Origin of the sequence: Psychrobacter sp. CLB018, assembly GCF_041222815.1 — a bacterium.
Classification (GTDB): Bacteria; Pseudomonadota; Gammaproteobacteria; order Pseudomonadales; family Moraxellaceae; genus Psychrobacter; species Psychrobacter faecalis.
On the sequence record NZ_CP166085.1, the window covers coordinates 1747444 to 1770143 of the forward strand.

Genomic DNA, 22700 nt, shown 5'->3' on the forward strand with positions numbered 1-22700 from the left:
TAATGCTAGTCCGTCTCAAGCAAAAAAAGAGTGTCAGAACGATGAATGATCTATCGCTCTGACACTCTTTTTTTTACCGGCAAATTTAAGCGTGATATTAAATGATAAGTCTTAAGTATTAATCACAAGCAATGCTGTCACCCTCTTTATCAATACACATTTTATTGCCGTTTTCTAAATTGCCAATCCAAGCTTTGCCATTTGTAAATACAAATGCAGGTTGGTCTTTATAATAATCACTCACACTCACAGTGCTATTATCAAAGCGAAAAGGAATCACCAACTCGCCGCCTAAATTGACAAAGCCCCATTCATTATCGATACGCACGCCCGCCAAGCCTTCAGAAAATGGTCGCACTTCATCGAAAGAATAGGTAATCATAGAGATGTTATTCTCATCAACAAAGCCCCATCTGCCGTCTTGTTGACGCGGCTGCAAGGTGGTAAAACCACGAGACGGTTCTAGCTTCTGCGATTCTTTGGCATTACTGCTATTATTCTTGATGTTATTAGCAGCGGCACTCTTCGCTGTTTGACTAGCAGCACTACTATTTGGGTCAGATATAGGTTTACCATTTTTATCCAACCAGTTGATGGCTTGATTTTTACGTACTCGCGTCATGCCGCTACGATAATCGTCAATGTCACTAATTGCAGCGGCAAATGGCACGATGGTTTTATTGCCCGTATCGACAACCCCATAATGACCGTTTTGCTTGACCACAATCCGATTTTCAGAGACGGGACGCGCCCAATTTTGTCCTTCTTTGAGCATATCGTACACCGCAGGGATCACCTCGCGACCTTGCATATTGACATAGCCCACCCGACCATTGCGCAGCACTGGTAACAAGCCACCCGATATTTTATCGGCATCTACTTTTTGATAACGGGTTAAATCAAGCACACTTTTGCCTTGCTTATCAATCAAGGCAACTGGTGCACCGAAATCTTTTATCGCTAAGAAATAGCCACTACTAGAGGTACAAGAGACATTTTTATAATAGCTTTTGGGTATTTTGCAGCTGGCGGCTTGTGCATTTGACATCCCAAAAAACGTAGCAGCTATGGCGCTCATGACAAATAGACGCGCAATGAAACTGCGACGTGGCAGCAGTGTAGATAAGAAGTCTATTTGTCGTTTCGATATAGAACGTTGCAGCATAAGCAAACCTAGGCTAAAAGTAATAGAAGCACTGTGAATATATGGGGAGTTCATTGTAAAAACGATATAGCGGAACTGTCATAGATTTTTTGAAGCCTCTGGAGAGCGAAGCGCACAGCAAGCGAAGAAAATTTACGACAGTTTCGCACAAAAATATCATGTCTCTATTTTATATAAAATTCACTATATTAAGTTAAGTATTTGAAGAGTATCACTATTTTAAAACAGGATGTGCTTCAAAATACAAATAGATGATAGAATAACAAATGGCAGCTTGTGCGCCAATGCTATTGCTGTAAGAAGGTGACCGCTTTATTTATCTATGGTGAGTGATAAGTCATTATAAAATAAATTGCACCAAAGCATTCCAATTCAAGAGCAAAACACTGACAATATGGCCTGTCTATACAAATCAACTCTTTAGCAAACCACACTTAAAAAGCATTTTAAAAAAGTAACATAGTAATGAGATAAGGATATTGCATGGCTATCGCCTCTTCACGCTCCGCCGCTACTGGCTTGGTCATTGGTTGCGTTATTTTTGGTTTGGGCAGCTTAATTGTCGCCCATGTCGATATCGGTGGCTGGGCAATGTCATTTTGGCGACTGGCTATTTCTGGCGTGGTGTTTGCTATATTGGCTAAAATGACAGGGCAACGACTTCCGCGCTCAAAGCGTGCTGTTTTTTACGGTCTATTATCAGGCGCGTTTTTAGGACTCGATTTGGCACTATGGCATGAGAGTATTTATGCGGTCGGTCCCGGTATCTCAACCTTGCTTAATAGCTTGCAGATTTTCTTTTTGGCGGCCATTGGCTTTTTATACTTTAATGAGCGGCAATCTATTTTGCAGCTCATCAGTTTATTTTTAGCCATGCTAGGCGTGGCAATGATAGGTAGCCCTGAGTTTGCGCAAAATACCGCTGCGACTTGGGGGTTTGTCACGGGCATCGTCTCAGGTGCCATGCTTGCCGCGTCCATGACCTTTATCCGTAAAACCCATGATACTGAGCCAACGCCGATATTTATGCTGATGCAGCTGGTGAGTATCGGCGGCGTCATAGCAATGATTCTGCCGATGTTTATCTTTGATATGGGTAATATTTTGCCCAGTACTTGGTCTGAGATTGGTTGGATATTGATTTATGGCACGGTGATGCAATGCTTGGCGTGGGGGCTTATCGCCTACTCGATTCCTAAGCTGTCTTTAGCATTGACAGGGCTGCTCTTATTAACCGAGCCCATTGCGGCCTTGGTGATTGATTATAGCTGGCTTGATAAACCGATTAATACGCTGCAATGGAGCGGCGCGCTACTGACGATGTTTGCCATTTATTTAGGGTCGTTAAAACCTAAGCCACGCGCACTACGCCGTTATCGTTTTTTTGCCAGATTCTATAAACGAAATTATAAATAAAGCGGTAATGAATAAAAGCCACAATAAGTAAAAGCCACAATACTTATTGTGGCTTTTTTTACGATGAACAAATCAATCTTTTTGACGGTTAATCTTTTTGTCGATTAAATAAAGCATTTAGCACAATAGCCGTTAAAGTAGCCGTTCCGATACCGCCCAAATCAAAGCCGCCTAGATGCAAGCTAAAATTACCCGTACCCATAATAACGGTGACCGCGGCAATGATTAAATTGCTGTTTTTGCTAAAATCGATATGATTGTCTATCCAAATTTTTGCCCCTGCAATCGCAATCAAACCAAATACCACAATAGATGCGCCGCCCAATAAAGCCGCCGGTATCGTTTGAATAATTGCGCCAAACTTTGGTGATAACCCAAGCAAGATAGCCACCAGACCTGCTACCACAAAAATCGTCGTGCTATATACTTTGGTCACAGCCATGACACCGATGTTTTCTGCATAAGTGGTCACACCTGTACCACCAAAACCCGCTGAAAACGTCGTTGCTAAACCATCAGCAAAAAATGCCCGACCCATATAAGGCGTTACTCGTGCTTTAGTCATACCTTCGACCGCTTTAAAGTGCCCTAAGTTTTCGGCCACTAAAATAAAGGCAACAGGCGCAATTAATATAATCGCACTCATCTCAAAATGCGGCGTATGAATACTTGGCAGACCAAACCATGATGCTGCTGATACACTAGTAAAGTCAATCGGAACGCCATAACCGAGCACATTGGTCATAAAGAAATAAGCGATATAAGACAATATCAAGCCAACCAACAGCAGCAAACGGCGCAGCATACCGCGGGTAAATACCGCCACCCCACTGATAAACAATACCGTCAGCGTAGCCATCCATGCATCAAACTGGTTGGCAGATACCCCTTGAATGGTCACTGGTGCTAAATTCAAACCAATAATCATCACAATGGCACCGGTAACAATGGGCGGCATCAAACGCTCAATCCAGCCTGTACCCGTCTTCATGACCAATAGACCTATCAGCGCATAAATGATGCCGCATGCCATGATACCGCCCAAGGCGACATTCAAATTGTCATTAAATCCCACGCCTGCATAAGCCGTCACCGCAATAACCGGCCCAATAAAGGCAAAGCTTGAGCCCAAATAACTAGGCATACGCCCACCGGTAATCATAAAAAACATCACCGTACAAATACCGGACATCAAAATGGCTAAATTGGGGTCAAAGCCCATTAATAATGGCGCCAGCACCGTCGCCCCAAACATCGCAAAAGTATGCTGCACACCTAATAACACGCTCTTTGCTGGCGGCAAATACTCATTGATACCGACCGGATCACGATCCAAATCACCGCCATACGGACGCCACGTTGGAAACCAACGACCATTATCAAAGTCTGGATTGTGCGGATAACTCGTCGCAGCTGCATCAATACCAGCCGCTTCTAATGCATTGTGCGAAGCAGATTCTTGGGTGCTATTTTCGGGGTTTGGAGAATGAGGTTCGGGAGTTGTCATGCGCTGTCCTATTTGAGCTGAGAGAATATTAGTCAGCTAAAAAACTGTGAGAAATACAACTATGAGAATACAGATATGAATTCAGTCAAAACGATAACAACTAAGTCATGCCAATCATCAACAACTATAGAGGAATTAAAAAACGATAACAGCAGGAAAGTCATTTACTTTGACCAAATGCAGACCGTCAAATAGGTTCTATTAAAAGTAGTTTAAGGATTTCTGCGACGTTGTTCACTATATAGTGTTAGCAAGATTACAGGATGTTACACAGGTAATGGCTGCGAGCATGATAACGGAGTTCTATGATAAATAAAAGTTATTATTCAGCAGGCCTCTGTACGCCTATACTGGGAGACATTTATAGATAATATCCCATGTTTTTTAAATACTCACATTTATTAAAGTGTGCATTTAAATAAATGCCTGCTCTTGTCATTGTGCTGTATTTATCAAGGCTTTGGGGGCCGTTATCTATTATCTTTTTTCACACCAGTACTTAAGCCTATTTATCACATACGCTGATGCACTGACAATTTATTGGTATTTATATGATTAGTGTTTTCGACTTATTTAAAATTGGTATTGGACCGTCGAGCTCTCATACGGTCGGGCCCATGGTGGCGGCCAATTTATTTTTGACGTCATTGCTTAAGCAAAGCCCATTAACGACGATTAAAAATATTGAAATCGAGCTTTATGGCTCTTTGGCCGCTACCGGTAAAGGACATGCAACCGATACGGCGATATATTTGGGTTTACTTGGACATACGCCGAGTACCATTGATACTCGCTTGACTGGCGAATATCTAGCGCCTATTTTTGCTGATAAACAGCTTAATTTATCAGGCAAACATATTATCTACTTCGATAGCGAGCGCGATATGTATTGGTACGATGATACGGTATTGCCTTATCATCCTAATGCCTTGACCATCCGCGCGTTATTGGCCGATGGTAGCAAGTACCAGCAAACCTATTATTCGGTTGGTGGCGGTTTCGTTATCAACGAAGATGACGCAAACAATCCCGATGAGGATCATGCCAGCCCAACGATTGATATCGTTCCCTACCCTTTTAATACTGCCGCAGAGTTGCTTGAACAATGCCGTGAGCATGGGTTAAGTATCAGTGAGCTGGTACTCGCTAACGAATGTCACTATCGCAATCAAGCAGATATCTTTAGCTATTTAGATACGATTTGGGAGGTGATGCAGGACTGTGTGACTCAAGGTTGTAAAAACAGTGGCATTTTACCGGGCGGACTTGATGTTAAACGCCGCGCTCACGATTTACATAATCAACTATGCGCTGAAAAAGACTTGCCTATCGCCAAAACCGATAAGCTTGCAGCGATGGATTGGGTTGATTTGTATGCACTTGCCGTCAATGAAGAAAATGCCAATGGCGGTAAAGTTGTCACAGCACCGACCAATGGTGCGGCGGGTATTATTCCTGCGGTCTTGCACTATTATCGTGACTTTTTACCCAATTATAACCAAGATGGCGTCCGTAAGTTTTTATTAAATGCCACCGCCATTGGCAGCTTAATTAAACAAAACGCTTCTATCTCTGGGGCTGAAGTGGGCTGTCAGGGCGAAGTCGGTTCAGCCTGTGCCATGGCAGGTTCGGCATTGGCAGAGATTATGGATGGCTCGCCAGCGCAATGTTTGAATGCCGCCGAGATTGGTATCGAGCATAATTTAGGTCTGACTTGTGACCCGATTGGCGGCTTGGTACAAGTCCCTTGTATTGAGCGCAATGCGATGGGCGCGGTAAAAGCCATTAACGCCGCTCGTCTTGCCTGCCGCGGCAATGGTCAGCACTTTGTCTCATTGGATAAAGCCATTGAAACCATGAAGCAGACAGGCGCGGATATGTCTGATAAATATAAAGAAACCGCTCGCGGTGGTCTTGCTATTTATGCTGATAACCGCATCCCCACTGCTACCCGCGGCGTTAGTGTCAATTACAGTCAATGTTAATTTGACTTCCTCCCCTCCCTAAAGTGAGGGATTCCTACTACTAGACGCTCAAGCCCGAGCGCGAGAATGTTTTTTGCCGCATTAATATCACGGTCATGAGTGACACCGCACTCGCAAAGCCATTCTCTTATTCCTAAATTTGCTCTACCTTTCGGACTATTTTGGCGTGAGCCACAACACGAACAAGTTTGGGTGGTGTAACTTTCATTTACCTCATCATAGTAGCAACCTGCGTTCTCGCACTTATAGGTCAGTTGCCGCTTAATCTCAAACCAACCTGCATCATAGACGGACTTGGCGAGTTTGCCCCTAGTGAATGATTTTGATTGAAGTTTGCCAATGATGATTATTTTATTAGTCTTGGTAAGGTTGGTGGTAAATTTATGAATCAAGTCTTGGCGTGTATTTTTAATCTTGGCGTGAATCGCCTTAACTCTTTGTTTGTTTTTAGCCCGCTGAGCAATGCCTAGTTTTTTAGCGTATTGCTGGGTGACTTTGGTTTTTAGTACCTCACCATTACTTGTCGTTGCTGAGTCCCTGCAACCTAAATCAATACCAGTTTCGCCTGTACCGCACTCAATTTTTGGGTACTCTTTAATGGTGATACAGGCATACCAGTGGCCGCGACTGTTTTGTACAAGCTCACAGGTGTTGATGGTGTAGAGTGCTAGATTATAGCTATCCCACACGTCGATGGTCAGCTTCTTGCCTTTAGCCAGGCTAAATTGAATGGTGGATTTAAGACTTTTCTTTCCTGATTTTTTGACACCTAAGTATTTGATTGCTGCTTTTTTAAAAGGAATCCAACCAAGTGATTTACGCTTAGATTTTGGGTTATTGGTTCGCCAGTTTAGTTTGGCTTTTTTGAATTGCTTGCGAGATTTAGCATGGGTTTCGGTGATGGCTTGTAAGGTTTGACTGTGCAAATTCAAAAACTCGCCACTACCTTTTACATAAGCTGCAATATTATAAGCGGAAAAGAAATGATTGGTGCGTTGAAGATGCTTAAAACTCAAGTCATTCACATAGTTCCACACAAAATTAACCGCACCAGCCAGTTTATTTAGCTGATTGGCGTGTTTGTCTTTGATGCGACACTTGAGCGTTTTCATAGAGTGATTATGGTCTTAATAAGTTTGGTTGACAAGTCTGTTTTAAGGCTGAGCGACAATAGCTGACGCCTGATATCCACGCCCTAGAAGGGACGTGGTTTTACAGCGCTTTTTGATAAAATACGTTTACCTTTTTCTGTGACTAAAAAAAGCCTCTAATGATTAGAGGCTTTTCTATAATAAGCTACAACTAAAATTATTCAGCAGTTTTTGAAATCACTTCATTTAAAATCCAAACCGGCTTAACCACTTTCGTTGCTTCATTCATAACCGCTTCTTGACGCACATCTAGAATATAGCGATAGTTTGGCTCATAAGTAAAGCCTTGAATATCACCATTTAGAGGCGTGTAGTTTTTCTGATAAGTCTGGCGATATTGTAGGCACTCTGACTCAACCATAGTACCACTCGCGGTGGGCAGCTCACACACCGCTTTAAGTGGTGCTATTTCAATTTTGAAACTTGGAATGTTAACCACTTTCACATTCACAGGTTCGCCTTCGACCACCATAGTACGCTCATCATTCATACCCATGGTAGAACAACCTGACAAGACAAAAGTCGTCATCAATGCCGCAATTGCTAATTTTTTCATTATTAAATCCTCAGTTTATTTATTAGTATTGATCATTACCTTTCAAACTCATTTTAATCAATTATCACTATTCAAAAGGTAGCAAGCAGTCATAAAGATACTGTTAATCAGAAAGTCAATCTAAGCTCATCTAAAATAAAAACGAACACAATTGATATAAATTTCCTCAACTATTAATAGTACCGTCTATTGTTTACTGCAATCAGTATAGGTCGCACCGATGCCTAGCCTCTATAACTGCTTTGTAAAGTAACGTCAGCTTTTGCAACTGCTGTTAATAAACGGTTTAAATTAGACCGTATTTAATACAAAAATATTGAACATAAAAAAACGCTCAAAGCTAACATTATAATGGATGGCTTTGAGCGTTTTTATAAAATGATAGATAACTTTTAACTGCGATAGTCCGCATTTATCTTAACGTAATCATAAGACAAATCGCAGGTATAAACGGTATCCTCGGCATCACCGCGGGCCAAATTAATATGAATGGTAATCTCAGGCTGGCTCATGACTTCTTTGCCCGCCGCTTCCGTATAACTTGGCGCCACACCGCCATTTTGACAAATCATCACTTCATCTAAATAGACATCGACTTGCTCGGTATCAAGGTCGTCGATACCTGCATAACCAACCGCTGCTAAGATACGTCCCCAGTTGGCATCACTGGCAAAAAACGCCGTTTTGACCAGTGGTGAATGGGCGACCGCATACGCCACATCGCAGCATTCTTGCGTAGTATTGCCACCCGTGACTTTTACCGTCATAAACTTGGTCGCGCCTTCCCCATCTCGTACAATCAATTGTGCCAAGCGCACAAACACTGCTGTTAAGGCGTCAAATATCGGCTGATAATGCGGATGCTCTGGGCTATCAATAATCTCCGAGCTCGCTGTTCCGGTTGCAATCAAGATGCAGCAATCGTTGGTTGAGGTATCACCATCGACAGTAATGCGGTTAAAGGATTGCTCATTAATTTTGCTCAGCATTTCTTGCAATAAGTCAGCGGCGATATTGGCATCAGTGGCCACATAGCCAAGCATGGTCGCCATATTGGGGCGTATCATTCCCGAGCCTTTTGACATGCCCGTAATATGATAGCTGATAGCATCGACATCAACCTTTTCACTGGCAAGCTTTGGAATCGTATCCGTCGTACGAATACCATTGGCCGCGGCCAGCCAATTATCGGCGGCCAAATTGGCTAAGGCATTGTCTAAGCCTGCGATAACAGCATCACTGTTTAGTGGCTCGCCTATCACGCCTGTCGAAAATGGCAAAACAGTACTGACATCCACGCCCGCTTTAGCAGCTAGGGCGCTACAGATATCAACCGCGCGGCGTTTACCATCAGCGCCCGTACCGGCATTGGCGTTGCCGGTATTGGTGATTAAATAACGCGGGCTGGCTTTAGCAAAGTGTTCACGTAAAACACGTACCGGTGCGGCACAAAAGGTATTTTTAGTAGTCACAACCGCAGTGTTGGCGCTATCAGCAATCTCTATCACCACCAAATCATCGCGGTCTTTGTAGCGTACGCCTGCAGCGGTGGCGCTTAGTTTAATCCCATCAATAGGATAAATCGTATTAGGTACTGCAACGTTGCCGACAGCCATCATTCAATCCTTATTCATCAATGCTGATGTATTATTGGTTATAAATTATCTTTATAAAATTCTAGTTATTCGTTTTTAGTTCTTAAAAACGAATGCTAAAAATCTGATATTAAAAGTCTATGGTTCAAAGCCAGTTATTATACTTTATTTAAATCAAACGCTGCCCAAATTGGCGCGTGGTCAGACGGTTTTTCCATGCCGCGTAGCTCATAGCTGATACCAGCATCGACACAATGGTCGATCAAATCTGCTGTACATAAAATATGATCTATACGCAGCCCGCGCTTAGGATCATCATTGAAACCGCGACTGCGATAATCAAACCAGCTATATAATTCGGTGCTGTCTGGATAATGCAGACGATAAGTATCGGTCAGCTCTCGCGCCATCAAGTTACCATACCATTCGCGCTCTTCAGGTAAAAACGAGGTTTTTCTATTTTTAAGCCAGCGCTTGGCATTGGCCTCGCCGATACCAACATCGATATCTTCTGGGGCAATGTTCATATCACCCATGATAACCAGCGAGCGCCCTTCTGCCTTTAGTGTATCAATATAGGTTATCAAATCCGCATAATAGGCACGCTTCATAGGAAACTTAGTCGGATGGTCTTGGCTCTCGCCTTGCGGAAAATAACCGTTAAGCACATCCACTTCGCGACCGTCGAATACATAGCGGGCATGGATAAAGCGCTTCTGTGCCTCTTCATCTTCTCCCGGAAAACCTTTTTGCACAAAAATAGGGGCAATTTTAGATAATAATGCGACGCCGTAATGCGCTTTTTGACCAAAATACTCGACGTGATAGCCCAAACCTTCCACATCTGCGAGCGGAAACTGCTCGTCGTGTACTTTGGTTTCTTGCAGACCGATCACATCAGGGTCGATAATCTCTTTTATCGCTTCTAACTGATGTTGACGAGCGCGAATACCATTGATATTAAAACAAACAAAACGGGTCATAAACTATCCTATCATTATGAATTGAAATAAAATCTTTCTATAACAAGTATTTTTATAAAATAAAGCAAGCAGCAAGAGATGATAAATAAAGGCTTATCATAACAGACATCGCCACAGCTAGCTGTTGCGCGCCTTTATCTCTTACGATAGAGTAGCTGTCATGAGTAACAATCTAAGCATTGTTATTTCTTATTTTTTATTTTTATAACCTTATATATCAACCTCTTAAACTCTACATGCTATTAATGGCGCAAATTTACTGAGTAACCTGATGACAACCATGAATAAAAATACCGCTGCACAATCGATGCACGCAAGCACCCCGCTATTTGCTACTGATTACAATGTCTATATTAACCATACTGATGCTGGCGGCATCGTCTACCATGCCAATCATCTGGTGTTTTTTGAAAACTGCCGCCGCGACTGGTTCACCAAGCTTGGTTTAAATGGCTATTTTTTGCAGACCGATGATGGTGAGATTCAGCATTTTGTCGTTAGCCAAGCAGATTTGCAGTATAAAAAAGCCATTTTATTAGATGAGGTCATCAACGTACGCATTGATAAGGTTGAGCTAAAACCTGCCAGCATTATATTTTATCAAAGTATCCATCGCTTAGCGCCGAATGACAATGATATTCCTCAGAAAAGTACTGCCTTTTCAAACACTACTTTATTAAGTCGCGCTAAAATTGTCATCGCTTGCGTGCAAAACCAAGTCACGCCAGACTCTGCAAGCAATAATAGCGCACCCATGCGCCCTATTCGTGTACCGCAAAAATTAAGCGAAACCATTAATCAAGCAATAACCGAACATAGTGCCGATTCAGTCTCGTTTAAAGTTTAAGTAAAAACGCACTACTCTTTAACCTATCGCTATTCCTTTGCAGTGATATTTTTAGGCACGACTTAAACGGTTTTTAAGTTATATATCGTATTTATCCAAAGACCATCTTAAATTTTTATCCAAATATCAGCATGTTTCACTACCACCTCATTGATGGTCTTTTTTTTCCTATAGAAGCATTTATTTATAAACTTTTAATGTGTACTGGGCAGTACTCGCATGCTAATATTGCCTTTACTTAGATTCATGCTAATGTGTTGCTTAAATGTATCATTATATCGTCGATACATTATATTTTAGTTGCAAAGAAACTTAGTAGTCCGTCAATAGATAAGGATGTTATCAAACTCAGCGGCCATTGCTTTACGTCAGCGCTGATTTTTTATTGACACGGATACGACTGCTTAACGATAGAAACTTAATTGAAATTCCAGGACGCTGACTATGACGTTGAATAAACCTTGGCTTGCCCAATATACCTAAGAGTGTGCCGAAAACGATCGATCCAGATAGATATGGCAGCATCGTGGAGCTGTATGAAGAGTGTTTTGATCGCTTTCGTCTGCATCCTATGAGTATCTGTATGGGCGTGACTCATACCTATGATGACATTGATAAGGCTTCTCTTGCCGTCGCCGCTTGGCTACAAGCACAAGGACTGCCTCAAGGCAGCGTGGTTGCGCTGATGATGCCAAACGTGCCGCAATACTTGCCAACCATGATTGGTATTTTGCGCGCAGGTTACGTCTGTACGCCCGTTAACCCTCTTTACACTGGCCGTGAACTGCGCCATCAGTTAAATGACTCAGATGCAAAGGTTATCTTTGTGGTGGATAATTTCGCTCAAGCGCTCGAGCAAGTGATTGATGAGACGCAAATTAAGCGTATCGTCTTATCAAAAATGGGCGATATGATGGGCCTCAAAGGTATTTTAGTAAATACCATTATCCGTCAAGTCAAACGTTTGGTGCCCAAATACAAGCTAAACGACCCTAAGCATGAAGTCACAAAGTTTCCCGATGTGCTCAAAAAAGGCAAAAACCTACCCTTCCAAAAGCCAAAAATGACTTTGGATCAAAAAGCATTTTTACAATATACCTGTGGTACGACCGGACTCTCTAAAGGTGCGATTTTATCTCAACGTAATATCGTCGCAGGAGCCATGCAATCAGAAGCATGGACGCGCCCTATCACGTCAGAGATTAATGAAGTTTATATCAATATGGTCATGGCCCTACCGCTGTATCATATTTTTGCCTTTATGCTAAGCTCACTCGGTATGCGTTCAGGCTATACCTTTATCCTGATACCCAATCCACGCGACATACCTGGATTTATCAAAACCTTATCTAAACAACCGTTCCATATTTCCCCAGCAGTTAATACTTTGTTTAAAGGCTTGCTTGATAATCCAAACTTTAAAGACCTTGATTTTAGCTCGCTACGTATCTCGCAAGCAGGCGGTATGGCAGCGACCGAACAGACGGCAGCGCGCTGGCTTGAAACCACTGGTTGCGCCATGATTGAAGGCTGGGGTATGACTGAGGGTGTGGCTGTCGGCACTGCCAACGTTGTTACCGACCGTAAGTTTAACGGCACTATTGGCGTCCCAGTTCCGAGCGTTGATGTCATCATCATAGATGAAGACGGCAAGCGCGTCGGTGTCAATGAAGCTGGTGAGATGTGTGTTAAAGGTCCTAACGTCACCTCAGGTTATCTGAATAGAGACAGTAGCGAAGACTTTACTGAAGATGGTTACTTTCGCACGGGCGATATCGTCAGTATGGATGAAAAAGGCTACTTTAGATTATTAGACCGTAAGAAAGACATGATTTTGGTCTCAGGCTTTAACGTCTTTCCTAACGAAGTAGAATCCGTGATGCTTGATTGTGAAGGCATTCTTGATTGCGCGGTGATCGGTATTCCTGATGAGCGTCAAGGAGAAGCGGTCAAAATCTACGTCATCCCTGCCGACAATAACGTGACCAAAAACTCGATTAAAGAATTTGCTCTAGACAATTTAACCGGCTATAAATGTCCGCGTTATATCGAGTTTGTTACTGAGCTACCAAAGAGTAACGTTGGTAAAGTACTGCGCCAAAAATTGCGTGAAAAACACATGTCAGATAATCCGCAAACCTTATAGTCGTTAAGACTCTCAGTAGTTAAGACTTATAAGTTTCAAAAAATAAAAGCCCACTATATACAATGTAGCGGGCTTTTTGTTGCGTTAATTTTTCTTGATTAGTTTTAAAATTAACCCCAGTTCGGGATAAGCCACATTGTAACTTATTGATACTATTTACAATATGACTACCTGTCCCTGCTGAGGCATGTTTTTGATGGTGGGTTTATAGGGAAACCAGCAATAAGCAATCAAACCTGACAGCAAGTTTGTGATAAACCCCGTGACACTACGATGGCGTGAGTGTTCGATTTGGCACAAGTTTTTAAGCTCTCCAAACACCGTTTCAATCAAAGAGCGATGATTGAGTAGTGCCTCATCTATAGGCTCAAGCAATTGGGGTTTCATATTACGCCGAAGTTTGGTGATCAACATGGTATCACTGTGTTTTGTGAGCCACTCGTTTAGTGCTTTACTGATATAGCCTCTATCCCCAAACACCTTGCCAAACACAGACGTTGCCATATCCTTAACAGGCACTCTGTCATCCGTATTACCCGCAGTGACTTTAACAGATACAAGCTCGCCCTTATGATTGATAATGGCGTGCAGCTTAAAGCCATAGAACCAGCCCATGCTGCTTTTGCCTCGGGTTGCCATTCTTTCAAAGACTTTATGACGGTAGATACGCTTGTTATGACAAACTGCTATCTTGGTTGAATCAATATAGCTGATACCTGTACAGTCGCCCATCATGCTTTGCAAGTAGGCACATAATGGCATGATACTGCGTGGTATCAGCTCTATAAACCGTGAATAACTGGGCAAGTTTGGAAACTCCCGCTTCATCATGCCAAGCATGTGATGGTAGTAAAAAGACTTAAACTGTCGATACCGCAGTTGATGAAACAGTACCAAGATGGTAATCATCTCTGATACACTTATCTTGCATGCTCTTAGCCGTTGACGGCCCGTTGCGATTAAGTGAGCCTCAAACTCAGGTTTGAATTGCTGATAAAAGTCGTCAATATGGCAGTATAGTTCGGTTAGGTTGTCCATGTAAGAAGTCCTTTTTGCTTAAGTGGTCTTGGTAAACTTACTTTAGCAACTTTGGACTTCTTTTTTTATCTTTTTTTGAGCCCTTATCCCGAACTGGGGTTAAAATTAATAACAACACAACCGCTATCAGCTGACTCTATTAACCACTTGTAATGGCAAATGCTTCATCGCTTGACCGACAATCGACCATGGCAGGCTTGGCACGCAAGCTTCGTCTACTTCTGCCTCAATCGCAGCAACGATCGCTTTGGTGCCTGTTTCTGCATCTACTTCAAACGGTAAAGGTTTGGCATTTTCATTGATTTCGGTGCGCACATAACCTGGATAAATGGTCGATACCTTAATCGGCAATTTGGTCAATAGCATATCGGCACGGATACCTTCTGCAAGATGTGCTAAACCCGCTTTACTTGCGCCATAAGCGGTCAAATGCTTAGGCAAGCCGCGCATCGCTGACATACTAGATATCACCACCAGATGACCGCTATTTTGAGCTCGGAAAATATTCATCGCCGCTTCACATTGGGCAAGCGCTGAGATGAAGTTAATCTCGACGGTTTTGCGATTGGTATCAAAGCGCCCTTTGCCAATCCGGCGGCTATCACCGACGCCGGCATTGACCACCACGCGATCAATATGACCAAAATCCGCTGCGAACCCATCAAACACCTCGAATATCGCATCGTAATCACTGACATCCAAGACACGGTATTCAATACGGATATCAGGATACTGCGCCGATAGCTCGGTTTTTAAATTTTCTAAACGATCAGTACGGCGGGCGCAAATGGCAAGATTATAACCAAGTTTTGCAAAGAGTCTTGCCATACCCTCGCCTAACCCTGAGCTTGCGCCAGTGATTAAAACCGTTTTACCGCGGCCAACCTGTTGCTTATTTAAACCTTTCAGATAACGCGCTGGCTGAATGGCACTAAATAACTGATTTTTATGGTGGTTAGCGCTACTGGTCACTAAGTTTATTAATTTATTTTTCATAAACCATCCTATTGGTATTCATATAAATGACGTCGACTGTCTATCGTAACGTAAATCTACAGAGTAAGTTTAGCAGTTATAGCCTAAAGCAAACACGCAAGCAACCTAAAGCAGCATAGAATCAAACTACTTTCACCCTGTAATGATTGATTTTAAAACCATAAAAAACGGCTACCTAGTTACAGTAACCGCTTCACGATGTTTTTAATTAACTGGCTTTAAGACTTTGATCTTTGTTTTTTAGCGCCAAGTCACAAAGCGTTTGCCCTCAGCAAATAAATGACTGTATTCGTTCAAAGACAACAGGCGACTCCGTTCATTTTTAAGCGTCAGCGATGTCACGCCAGTGTTGACCAAACTTTTATTGATTTGATAGGCTGTTGAGCTGCCCTGCTGTAATAACTGCGCAGTGATCGCAGCGATAATACCACCCGAGGTAAACACCAAAACCGTACTGTCAACGCCTAACTGCAAATTGGCAACTTGTTGACGTACTTGCTCAAGCGCTTGCTTGGCGCGCTCATTAAACTGTAGCCAGCTTTCGATATAATCACTGTCGTTTTCGCCCGCATGCCAACGCTGCATCGCGTCGTCAAACAACTCTGCCAGCCGTGTGACTGGCACCTCTGCTTTAGCAATCTCAGCAGCAATTCCCACACGGCTAGCAAAAGCAGGATTAGATTTTATCAGTACATCTTTATGATTAAACTCATCAAACTGCGGCAGTACATAGCTATCAGGCTCATCTAGATTGATGGCAGTTACGCTTGGTTTTTCGTTACTCTCGCCAAAAGATGACTGATAACTTTGCCAAAAATGGCGCGCAGAATCTTGCTGCCTAACCAAACTACCGCTAAAAATCGCATCGATTCGGCGCTGGGTCGTTGCATAATGCTGACCCAGCATTTGCGCCTGCATACTACCAAGCTCTGAGAGCTGGTCGTAATCTTCTTGCCCAAATGACGCTTGACCATGACGCGCTAAAAGTATGGTTGTCATAAAACATTGCCTTATTAATCGTACTTTTTTAAATTTTTTAGATTGAATCAACGGCTATAAATTTGTGCATTTACTATGCGTTTAAAGCGTTTATTCTTTAGCTTTAGAATTACTTTGTCCAAAATAGCTTTTTGGTAAAATGCCCTTGATAACCGTTTGAATCGGACTTGGTAGTTGCTCGACCATCGCCGCATCGACGCCTATATCTTGCAGATGCGGTTGCACGTGGCTTATAAATAAAGCCTCGCCTTCATACTGAGCAATCAGCTTGAGACATTTAGCATGTAAGACATGGACGATAATCCAAAAGTTCTTAAAAGCTGGATTGCTGGTTTGTTTATTATAATAACGATAATAAATCTGCTGCACGATACCGGCTAGGCGAAATAGTCCAAACACTTCATAAAACGTCCAGTTGTCTATCTTAAGGCCCGTCTTTTTAAGATAATAGGTTACCACTTCATCACGGGTCATCATGCCTTTTAAATGCGTTGGCTGACGGCGAGATTGCTGCATGATGATGTTGTCATCTTCTTCAATCCAATACGCTAAAGCGCTACCCAAATCCATCAAAGGGTCGCCTAAGGTAGCCATTTCCCAATCGAGCACACCGATGACCTTGGTCGGATCATCAGCCGCCAAAATCACATTATCAAAGCGCCAATCATTATGGATAACACAAGTTTTACTATCGGCAGGCGTGTGCTTGCCAAGCCATTGTCTTACCAAAGCAAAGCTTGGCACATTGGGCGTTTTGGCTTTGACATAACGCTTATCCCAGCCCGTCACTTGACGCTCACAATAACCTTCGCCGCGACCAAGATTTACCAAATCAGGGTGCTTGGTATAATCGACTTCATGCAACTCAATCAAAGCGTCGATGACATTGGTACATAACTCGCGTGTTTGCGCTTCGTTTAAATCGACGCCTTTTGGCAAATTAGCCCGCGGAATGATACCTTCCATTCGCTCCATGACATAAAAGTCTGCGCCAATAACGTCTTCATCAGTACACAGCGCGACCATTTTTGGTACATAGGGATAAGCATCTTTTAAAGCTTTTTGCACGGTATATTCGCGCACCATATCATGTGCCGATTTGGCTTTGGTGCCTTTTGGCGGACGGCGTAAAATCAAATCTTGGCCGTCACCTTCGCCTTCATATTGCAGCCGGTAAGTCCAGTTTGAAGCGCCACCTGAGAATTGTGTCACCGTTGGCTCGCCTTTTATATCAACGCCTTGCTCGCGTAGCCAGTCGCTGACCGCTTTGGCGTCAAGCTCTTCGCCCTCGCGCACTTCGCCGCCTTTATCTAAAACTTTATTAACGGTTTGATTGTCAGCATCAGTATGGTTGGCATGATGTTCAGTTTCCATAAGACATTCCTTATCGTGTGGTCGTTTATTTTTTACCAGTTATTTGTTGTTTATAAAAGCTTAAGAGTTAAAAATTCACTATCAAATCATCAATAGTGAATTTTTGGTCATATAATTTAAATGACAATGTAGCCGACTTTTTAAGATTTAGGAGGTTTAGACGAGCGGCTAAAACCTTGGCGTTTTAATTCTAATTTGGCAATCATGGTTTTATGTACTTCATCAGGACCATCGGCTAAACGTAGTGCGCGAGCTTGTGCAAAGAAAGCAGGCAACATCGTATCTTGACAAACACCCATGCCACCGTGAATTTGAATCGCCATATCAACCACTTCTTGCAAGACAGTCGGTGCAACGACTTTAATGGCAGAGATTTCAGTCAATGCCGCTTTGGTCCCCTTCGCGTCCATTTTTTGCGCCGCGTATAGTGTCAATAAACGCGCTTGGTCAATTTTGATACGGGCGTCAGCGATACGCTCAAAGTTACCGCCTAATTGTAGCAGAGGCTTACCAAACGCGGTACGCTGCATACCGCGCTTAACCGCGAGCTCAAGAGACTTTTCGGCAGCACCAATACAGCGCATGCAATGGTGAATACGACCTGGTCCTAGGCGACCTTGCGCAATCTCAAAGCCCATACCAGGCCCACCGATAAAGTTACCAGACGGCACACGCACATTATTAAAGCGGACTTCGCCATGACCGTGCGGCGCATCGTAATCACCAAATACCTTTAACATACGTTCGATGTTAACGCCTGCGGTGTTTGCTGGCACCAAGACCATCGAATGCTGATGGTGACGGTCTTTATCCTCATCAGGAGTATAAGCCATGACAATCAAAACATCGACGGCAGGGTCGCCAAGACCCGATGACCACCACTTGCTACCATCGATAACAATCTCATCGCCATCGACGACAGCAGTCGCTTGCATATTGGTTGCATCACTTGACGCCACATCAGGCTCAGTCATACAAAATACCGAACGCGTTTTACCTTCTAATATCGGCGTTAGCCATTTATCTTGCTGCTCCTGTGAACCATAACGCCATAACAGCTCCATATTTCCGCTATCAGGGGCATTACAATTAAAGACATAAGGCGCGAGCAAACTGCGACCGGTGAGCTCGGCAATCGGTGCATAATCAGTAACCGACAGCCCAGCCCCAAGCTTATCATCAGGTAAAAATAAATTCCATAAACCCGCTTCACGCGCTTGTTTACGTAGGCTCTCGTACTTTTCTGGCCAGCGCCAATTTTTCCAATTACCATCAGGGTTTTGCGCATGACAGTCCGCCCAAAACTGTGCTTCTATTGGCTCGATTTGGGTTTCGATAAACTCTTTGACTTTGGCATGCATGGCTTGACCATGTTCGCTGGCGGTAAACATTAATGTGTCGGTAGACATAGTTGACATCCTTTTCTTTACTGATGATTAATGGCTTTTATGAAATTCACATCAAAATTCTATGTGTTGAGATTGCATAAAAAGATTAATGAGATTTTATAGTGTACGTACGTATACTCTGTTTTATCTGCCCCATTTATAACACAGCATTTGCGATTAAACAGCAAAAAAGGCGCGACCCGCTAGGACACGCCTTTTACAAAATACAAACAATGCACGATTCGCTGTTGAAATACTAGAACGCTAGCTATCAATTAACCTCATGATATTTAGACTTATTTTAGGATGTTTAAGCGGCTCTCTAAATCAAAACGCGCCAGTGCATCTGGTAGCTTATCAATCGCCATGCTGAGTGTGGCTTCTGCGGCTTGTGATAAACCCAATTTTTCGGCAAGCGTTGGCTTTTGACGTGAATGCAGCGCATACACTTCATTATTTTCCATACGCTCTAAAATATAACTGTCAGAGGTTTGCAAGCTATCAATTAAGTTAAGTTTTAGCGCATCTTCACCATACCAATGCTCACCAGTAGCGACTTTAGCGACATCCAGTGTTGGACGATAGGTATTAACGAAGTGCTTAAATAACTCGTGCGTCTGCTCCAGCTCCTCTTGATATTTAGCGCGGTCTTCGGCGTCATTTTCACCAAACACAGTCACGGTGCGCTTATAGTCACCTGCGGTGAACATCTCGTAATCAACATCATGATTTTTGAGCCATTTATGGAAGTTTGGTAATTGCGAGACCACACCGATTGAACCAATTATCGCAAAGGGTGCGGCAACGATATTGTCGGCGACACAAGCCATCATATAACCGCCACTGGCCGCGACTTTATCGACACAGACGGTAAGCTTTAGACCGGCGTCTTTTAAACGTGCTAATTGTGCCGCTGCCAAGCCATAACCATGAACCAAACCGCCGCCCGACTCTAAGCGTACGACGACTTCATCGCCTTTATTAGCGGTACTGATGAGTGTGCTGATTTCTTCGCGTAAATGCTTCACCGCTGTGGCTTTGATATCACCATCAAAATCAAGCACAAAAACTTGCTGCTTCTCATCGCTATTATTCTTTTTGTTTTTACTCTTATTTTTTACTTTTAATGCTTGCTTGGCTTTTTTCGCCATGGTTTTTCTAAGTTGTTTAAGCGCCGCTTTACCTTGCGTCGCCTCCATCAGATCTTCACGACGTTGCTCTTGGCTTTTATTGAGATGGATAACTCTTAGCTCAACAGGATTTTTAGAAGGATGAAAAAGCATGAGCAGGATTCCTTGATAGTTGAAATAAATAATTTTAATAGATAATTGAAGTGGTTTTAATACGGTTTAATAAGTTAGCTTGATATGCGCACAGTGACTAGCATTTTCAAGCAAAATGACAATATTTAACCCAAGACAAATATTACTGAATAAATACCACCTCTACTGATACGTCCCTGCCCTTCGTTTGAACACTACTGATTGGACGCCACAGGTTGTATAACAAAGGCAGATTAGGCATAATATGCGTTTACATCAAATTTTCTGCAGCCAACGTGATGACCATTTGTCTTATATCGCGTTATTCGTGCTTTTTTGGCTAAATGCTCAAAGGCACGGCGCTTATATTACACGCTAGCGGCTGCATTATTGTATTTCGAATTGGGCTGACAACTGGATAATTATATTATGACGCAAAGCACTATGACGCATAGCGAATACCGAGACGAATATTGCGGCGCTGTAACCGAAAGCTTACTTGAGCAAACCATTAGCATCGTAGGCTGGGTACATCGTCGTCGCGATCACGGTGGCGTGATTTTCTTAGACATGCGTGACCGCGCGGGTATCTTGCAGGTCGTCGTTGACCCAGATACGCCAGAAGCATTCGCGACTGCTGATGCGGTACGTCCTGAATATGTGCTAAAAATTACCGGTCGCGTTCGCCGTCGTTACGAAGGTACTGAAAACGCTAATATGACCAGTGGTCAAATTGAGCTATTGGGCAAAGAGATTGAAGTATTGGCAAAATCTGAAACCCCGCCTTTCCCATTAAATGATGAGAAAACCACGGTATCAGAAGATCTGCGTTTAAAATATCGCTACCTTGATATGCGTCGTCCGCAAATGCAAGAGCGCATGGTTTTCCGTGCTAAAGCCACCTCAACGATTCGTCGTTATCTAGATGACCATGGTTTCTTAGACGTTGAAACGCCTATCTTGACTCGTGCCACACCAGAAGGCGCACGGGATTATCTGGTGCCTTCACGCACTCGCCCGGGTAACTTTTTTGCTTTACCGCAGTCACCACAGCTATTTAAACAGTTATTGATGGTGTCAGGATTTGATCGTTATTATCAAATCGCTAAGTGTTTCCGTGACGAAGACTTACGTGCTGACCGTCAGCCTGAATTTACCCAAGTCGATATTGAGACTTCTTTCTTAAATGAAGAAGAAATCATGAATATCAACGAAGGTTTGATTAAGCATCTATTTAAAACCATGCTGGATGTTGAATTTGAACAATTTCCGCGTATGACTTATGCTGAAGCCATGCGCGACTATGCCTCAGACAAGCCTGACCTACGTATTCCATTAAAATTGGTCGACGTTGCTGATTTAATGAAAGACGTTGATTTTAAAGTCTTTGCCGGTCCTGCCAACGACCCTAAAGGCCGCGTTGCTGCCCTTCGAATTCCTGGCGGTGCTTCATTAAGCCGTAAGCAAATCGACGCTTATACTAAGTTTGTGAGCATTTATGGTGCACGTGGTTTGGCTTATATTAAAGTCAATGACGCCAGCAACATCAACAACGGTGTCGATAAAGAATCTGGTCTACAATCGCCTATCATCAAAAATATGACTGATGACGTCCTAGCGAGCTTGATTGAGCGTACGGGTGCCGAGAGTAATGATATTATCTTCTTCGGTGCTGATAAAGCCAGTGTCGTCAACGATGCCATCGGTGCGTTACGTCAAAAAATTGGTCTAGACTTAGACATGCTGACCTGCGAATGGGCGCCACTTTGGGTGACTGACTTCCCAATGTTTGAAGAAACGGATGATGGGCGCTGGACATCAATGCACCATCCGTTTACCAAACCAAAAGGCTCTGTTGAAGAATTGAAAACCAAACCTGAATCAGCGCTTTCTATCGCTTATGATATGGTGTTAAACGGTACTGAAATCGGCGGCGGTAGCTTACGTATCAATACCCTTGAGATGCAAAAAGCGGTATTTGAAGCGCTAGGTATCGATGAGGCTGAAGCCGAAGAGAAATTTAGCTTCTTACTTGATGCTCTAAAATTCGGTGCGCCTCCGCATGGTGGTTTAGCCTTCGGTTTGGATCGCCTCATTATGCTGATGGTCGGCGCAAGCTCTATCCGTGACGTGATCGCCTTCCCTAAAACCAAAACTGCTGAAGACCCATTGACGCAAGCGCCTGCTCCGGTAGATAGCAAACAGCTACGTGAACTTGGTATCCGTGTACGTGAAAAGGCCCAGCCTGATACCAATAAACCTGCACAATAAATGGTTTAGTCATGCGCAGAT

16 protein-coding genes and 1 pseudogene are annotated in these 22700 nt (G+C 43.2%); 5 read left to right on the forward strand and 12 right to left on the reverse strand.

What is annotated here, in order from left to right; genetic code table 11:
- Positions 1–118: 118 nt before the first annotated feature.
- Positions 119–1078, reverse strand: coding sequence for a WG repeat-containing protein (locus AB8P72_RS07400; RefSeq protein WP_369811335.1), 960 nt, complete (start codon positions 1076–1078; stop codon positions 119–121).
- Between the two features lie 570 nt (positions 1079–1648).
- Between AB8P72_RS07400 and AB8P72_RS07405 the strand changes: the two genes are divergently transcribed.
- Complete coding sequence (locus tag AB8P72_RS07405; RefSeq protein ID WP_102076765.1) at positions 1649–2581, forward strand: DMT family transporter; 933 nt, start codon at positions 1649–1651, stop codon at positions 2579–2581.
- A gap of 88 nt (positions 2582–2669) precedes the next feature.
- Here AB8P72_RS07405 and AB8P72_RS07410 read toward each other — a convergent pair whose 3' ends face one another.
- Positions 2670–4088, reverse strand: coding sequence for a solute carrier family 23 protein (locus AB8P72_RS07410; protein WP_102076764.1), 1419 nt, complete (start codon positions 4086–4088; stop codon positions 2670–2672).
- A gap of 551 nt (positions 4089–4639) precedes the next feature.
- On the opposite strand from AB8P72_RS07410, the gene AB8P72_RS07415 reads away from it, so the two are divergent.
- The gene (locus AB8P72_RS07415) at positions 4640–6073 is read left to right on the forward strand and encodes an L-serine ammonia-lyase (protein ID WP_369957551.1); all 1434 of its coding nucleotides are present in this window, start codon (positions 4640–4642) and stop codon (positions 6071–6073) included.
- Here AB8P72_RS07415 and AB8P72_RS07420 read toward each other — a convergent pair.
- The 4 genes from AB8P72_RS07420 to xthA form a co-directional block, all read right to left on the reverse strand.
- Entirely contained in the window at positions 6070–7185 is a 1116-nt protein-coding gene (locus tag AB8P72_RS07420; protein ID WP_369957552.1) for an RNA-guided endonuclease InsQ/TnpB family protein, read from the reverse strand. The genes AB8P72_RS07415 and AB8P72_RS07420 overlap by 4 nt on opposite strands.
- 196 nt (positions 7186–7381) lie before the next feature.
- Positions 7382–7780 carry a DUF4377 domain-containing protein gene (locus tag AB8P72_RS07425; RefSeq protein ID WP_068408379.1) on the reverse strand — a complete coding sequence of 133 codons (399 nt, stop codon included), beginning with the start codon at positions 7778–7780 and terminating at the stop codon, positions 7382–7384.
- A 392-nt stretch (positions 7781–8172) separates the two neighbouring features.
- Positions 8173–9396 (reverse strand): bifunctional glutamate N-acetyltransferase/amino-acid acetyltransferase ArgJ, encoded by a 1224-nt coding sequence (argJ, locus tag AB8P72_RS07430; RefSeq protein ID WP_369957553.1) that lies wholly within the window; start codon positions 9394–9396, stop codon positions 8173–8175.
- Positions 9397–9533: 137 nt separating this feature from the next.
- Positions 9534–10358, reverse strand: coding sequence for an exodeoxyribonuclease III (xthA, locus tag AB8P72_RS07435; RefSeq protein WP_102076264.1), 825 nt, complete (start codon positions 10356–10358; stop codon positions 9534–9536).
- Positions 10359–10629: 271 nt separating this feature from the next.
- Between xthA and AB8P72_RS07440 the strand changes: the two genes are divergently transcribed.
- Together AB8P72_RS07440 and AB8P72_RS07445 are read left to right on the forward strand one after the other, a co-directional pair.
- Positions 10630–11205 carry a thioesterase gene (locus AB8P72_RS07440; RefSeq protein WP_369957554.1) on the forward strand — a complete coding sequence of 192 codons (576 nt, stop codon included), beginning with the start codon at positions 10630–10632 and terminating at the stop codon, positions 11203–11205.
- A 444-nt stretch (positions 11206–11649) separates the two neighbouring features.
- Positions 11650–13351 (forward strand): annotated as a pseudogene (locus tag AB8P72_RS07445) (AMP-binding protein).
- A 156-nt stretch (positions 13352–13507) separates the two neighbouring features.
- Here AB8P72_RS07445 and AB8P72_RS07450 read toward each other — a convergent pair.
- From AB8P72_RS07450 to sohB, 6 genes are all read right to left on the reverse strand, one after another.
- Complete coding sequence (locus AB8P72_RS07450; RefSeq protein WP_369957555.1) at positions 13508–14389, reverse strand: IS982 family transposase; 882 nt, start codon at positions 14387–14389, stop codon at positions 13508–13510.
- Between the two features lie 126 nt (positions 14390–14515).
- On the reverse strand, positions 14516–15217 hold the full coding sequence (locus tag AB8P72_RS07455) for an SDR family oxidoreductase (RefSeq protein WP_238060903.1): 702 nt from the start codon (positions 15215–15217) through the stop codon (positions 14516–14518).
- Between the two features lie 408 nt (positions 15218–15625).
- On the reverse strand, positions 15626–16384 hold the full coding sequence (locus tag AB8P72_RS07460) for a histidine phosphatase family protein (RefSeq protein ID WP_068408751.1): 759 nt from the start codon (positions 16382–16384) through the stop codon (positions 15626–15628).
- A gap of 90 nt (positions 16385–16474) precedes the next feature.
- Positions 16475–17758: a phosphotransferase family protein gene (locus AB8P72_RS07465; RefSeq protein WP_369957556.1), complete on the reverse strand. Its 1284-nt coding sequence runs from the start codon at positions 17756–17758 to the stop codon at positions 16475–16477.
- 140 nt (positions 17759–17898) lie between these two features.
- Positions 17899–19149 carry an acyl-CoA dehydrogenase family protein gene (locus tag AB8P72_RS07470; protein ID WP_068408775.1) on the reverse strand — a complete coding sequence of 417 codons (1251 nt, stop codon included), beginning with the start codon at positions 19147–19149 and terminating at the stop codon, positions 17899–17901.
- Positions 19150–19442: 293 nt separating this feature from the next.
- Positions 19443–20429 carry a protease SohB gene (sohB, locus tag AB8P72_RS07475; RefSeq protein ID WP_191692479.1) on the reverse strand — a complete coding sequence of 329 codons (987 nt, stop codon included), beginning with the start codon at positions 20427–20429 and terminating at the stop codon, positions 19443–19445.
- 423 nt (positions 20430–20852) lie between these two features.
- On the opposite strand from sohB, the gene aspS reads away from it, so the two are divergent.
- Positions 20853–22679, forward strand: a complete 1827-nt coding sequence (aspS, locus tag AB8P72_RS07480; RefSeq protein ID WP_068408773.1) for an aspartate--tRNA ligase — start codon at positions 20853–20855, stop codon at positions 22677–22679.
- The last annotated feature ends 21 nt before the right edge of the window (positions 22680–22700 follow it).

Coding starts and splice junctions, on each gene's coding strand:
- AB8P72_RS07400 (WP_369811335.1), bottom strand. CDS start 1,078: ATGAGCGCCATAGCTGCTACGTTTTTTGGGATGTCAAATGCACAAGCC.
- AB8P72_RS07405 (WP_102076765.1), top strand. CDS start 1,649: ATGGCTATCGCCTCTTCACGCTCCGCCGCTACTGGCTTGGTCATTGGT.
- AB8P72_RS07410 (WP_102076764.1), bottom strand. CDS start 4,088: ATGACAACTCCCGAACCTCATTCTCCAAACCCCGAAAATAGCACCCAA.
- AB8P72_RS07415 (WP_369957551.1), top strand. CDS start 4,640: ATGATTAGTGTTTTCGACTTATTTAAAATTGGTATTGGACCGTCGAGC.
- AB8P72_RS07420 (WP_369957552.1), bottom strand. CDS start 7,185: ATGAAAACGCTCAAGTGTCGCATCAAAGACAAACACGCCAATCAGCTA.
- AB8P72_RS07425 (WP_068408379.1), bottom strand. CDS start 7,780: ATGAAAAAATTAGCAATTGCGGCATTGATGACGACTTTTGTCTTGTCA.
- argJ (WP_369957553.1), bottom strand. CDS start 9,396: ATGGCTGTCGGCAACGTTGCAGTACCTAATACGATTTATCCTATTGAT.
- xthA (WP_102076264.1), bottom strand. CDS start 10,358: ATGACCCGTTTTGTTTGTTTTAATATCAATGGTATTCGCGCTCGTCAA.
- AB8P72_RS07440 (WP_369957554.1), top strand. CDS start 10,630: ATGACAACCATGAATAAAAATACCGCTGCACAATCGATGCACGCAAGC.
- AB8P72_RS07450 (WP_369957555.1), bottom strand. CDS start 14,389: ATGGACAACCTAACCGAACTATACTGCCATATTGACGACTTTTATCAG.
- AB8P72_RS07455 (WP_238060903.1), bottom strand. CDS start 15,217: ATGGCAAGACTCTTTGCAAAACTTGGTTATAATCTTGCCATTTGCGCC.
- AB8P72_RS07460 (WP_068408751.1), bottom strand. CDS start 16,384: ATGACAACCATACTTTTAGCGCGTCATGGTCAAGCGTCATTTGGGCAA.
- AB8P72_RS07465 (WP_369957556.1), bottom strand. CDS start 17,758: ATGGAAACTGAACATCATGCCAACCATACTGATGCTGACAATCAAACC.
- AB8P72_RS07470 (WP_068408775.1), bottom strand. CDS start 19,149: ATGTTTACCGCCAGCGAACATGGTCAAGCCATGCATGCCAAAGTCAAA.
- sohB (WP_191692479.1), bottom strand. CDS start 20,429: ATGCTTTTTCATCCTTCTAAAAATCCTGTTGAGCTAAGAGTTATCCAT.
- aspS (WP_068408773.1), top strand. CDS start 20,853: ATGACGCATAGCGAATACCGAGACGAATATTGCGGCGCTGTAACCGAA.